This is a genomic window from Frankia sp. CeD (assembly GCF_000732115.1).
GTDB lineage: Bacteria > Actinomycetota > Actinomycetes > Frankiales > Frankiaceae > Frankia > Frankia casuarinae.
Window position 1 is genome coordinate 1 of sequence record NZ_JPGU01000103.1, and the last position, 2513, is coordinate 2513.

At 71.2% G+C, this 2513-nt stretch carries 2 protein-coding genes; both read right to left on the minus strand.

What is annotated here, in order from left to right:
* Positions 1-1356: condensation domain-containing protein (locus CED_RS25900; RefSeq protein WP_278248118.1), on the minus strand; the 1356-nt coding region annotated here is incomplete at its 3' end.
* Positions 1353-2513: condensation domain-containing protein (locus CED_RS21070; RefSeq protein ID WP_235187273.1), on the minus strand; the 1161-nt coding region annotated here is incomplete at its 5' end. The genes CED_RS21070 and CED_RS25900, both read right to left, overlap by 4 nt.

Below are 2513 nucleotides of genomic sequence, written 5' to 3' on the forward strand. Positions count from 1 at the left end.
CACCACCCGCACCCACTCAGCCGCACCCAACACCGGCACCCGACCCACCAACACCCCCGGATCCGCCGCCACAGCCTCCAGGATCCGTACCAACCGGGCCAGCAGCTCCGCGGCCGTCCGCTGGTCGAACAGGTCGGGCCGGTAGTCCACGTGCAGCGCCAGCCCGTCGCGGCCAGGCCGTATGCCCAGGGTGAGGGGATAGTGCGCGGCCTGCCGGCCACCGCGCGAGGTGACCCGCAGGCTGTCCGGGTCGGCCGCCGCGGGTGCCGCGGGTGCCACCGTCGGGTCGAACGGATAGTTCTCGTAGACCACGAGCGTGTCGAAGACCGCGCCGGGCCCGGCCTCGCGCTGGATCTCGGCCAGGCCGAGGTACTGGTGAGCCGTCAACGCGGACTGCCGGGCCTGCAAGGCCACCAGCATGTCGCAGACCCGCTGGGCCGGATCCAGCGGCACCCGGACCGGCAGCGTGTTGATGAACAGGCCCAGCATGTCCTCCACCCCGGGCAGCTCGGGCGGACGACCCGCGACGACCGCACCGAACACCACGTCGGACCGGCCGGCCAGGCGGCTGACCAGCATCGCCCACGCCCCCTGCACGACCGTGTTCAGCGTCACCCCGTGGGCCTGGGCCAGCTCGCGCAGCGCTCCGGTCGGCTCGGGGCCCAGGCGCAGCTCGGTGAGCTCGGTCATTACCGGATCCCGGCCCGGGTCCGCCACCACGACTCTGGTTGGCTCCTGCTTGCCGTCCAGCTCACGGCGCCAGGCCGCTCGCGCGGCCTGGCGGTCCTGCCTGCTCAGCCATACCAGGTAGTCACGGTAAGGCGGCACGGGCTTCAGCCCGCTGGAGTCGCCGCCCGCCCGGTACACCCCGAACAGCTCGCGTTTGAAGATCGGCAGCGACCAGCCGTCCAGCAGGATGTGATGGTTGGTGATCACCAGGCGGTGGCGCCGCGCACCGAACCGGATCAGCAGGAACCGCAGCAGCGGAGGTACGGCCGGGTCGAATCCGCGGTCCAGGTCCTCGGCGGCCAGCCGGTCGGCCTCCGCCTCGGCTCCGGCCGAAGGCAGCGCCGACACGTCCGCCTCACGCCATGGCAGCGCGACCCTGGCGGCGATGACCTGGACCGGCTGGGCAAGCCCGGCCGTCTGCCGGAACCCGGCCCGCAGGTTGGCGTGCCGGTCCAGCATCGCCTGCCCCGACGCGCGCAGGACCTCGGCGTCCAGCGGTCCCTCCAGCTCCATGACGTGCTGCCCGGAGTAGACGTCCACAGCCTGCTCGTCGAACGTGGCGTGGAACAGCAACCCCTCCTGCAACGGTGAGAGCGGCCATACTTCCGACAGCGCGGAGCGTTTCATGACGAGGTCCCCTTCTCGATCTCTGCCGCCATGGCCTCGAACTGCTCCACCTGGCGCTGGCCCAGCTCCAGCAATGGGAAGTCGGACGGGGTATGTCCCCCCGCCTCGGGGCGCGCGGCGTGCTCGGCCAGGCCGGTCAGCATCGCCACCCAGCCCTCGCCCAGTTCCCGGACGGCAGGCTCGGCCAGGACGCCGGGCGGCCAGGCCAGCGAGACGGTGAGCTCGGGGCCGTCCGCCCCGTCCCGCACGGCTCCCCCGGCCTCCAGCACGTGGGCTGCCGGAAGGTCGCCGGCCTCCCCGTCGAGGCCGATCGGCTGCCAGTCCGTGTCTTCGCCGGTACGACGGGCACCGGCGAAGCGGCCCAGGTAGTTGAAGGCGATCTGCGGGGTCGGTAGCGCCGCCAGGACCGGCCGCGTAGCGGGATTCAGGTGGCGCAGCAACCCATAGCCCAGGCCTTCGCCGGGGACCGCCCGCACCTGCTCCTTGACCTCCTTGATTATCCGGCCGGCGGCGGGGCCACCGGCGCGCAGGTCCGCAAGGTCGACGTCGGGCAGTTCCAGCCGTACGGGATGGACTCTGGTGAACCAGCCCACTGTTCGGGACAACTCGACGTCCTCGGCCAGCGGCTCGCGGCCATGTCCCTCCAGGTCGATCACGATGGCCTCCGACGCACCGTCACCCCGCCGCCGACGCCATTCGGTCACGGCGGCGGCGAGCCCGGCCAGCAGCACGTCGTTGATCCCGGCGTGGAACAGCGTAGGTACGGTCGTGAGCAGCGCCGCCGTCACCTCCAGGGACACCGAAAACGACAGCTGCCGCATACTCGACGCCACATCACGGGCCGGATCAAGCGGCCGGTCACCCAACAGGACGTCATCACCGGTAAGAATCCGCTGCCACACAGGCAGTTCCGCCACCCGAACCGGATCCTGCGCCTGAGCCCGAGCCAGCAGAGCCCAACGACGAAACGCCGTCCCCACCGGCTCCAACTCCACCCCACCACCAGCCACACAAGCCGCATAAGCCGCCGCCAAATCCGGCAACAGAATCCGCCAGGACACCCCGTCCACCACCAGATGATGAACAACCAGCAACAGCCGCCCGGAAACCCCCACCCCCCGATCCAGCCACACCACCTGAACCATCACCCCCGACAC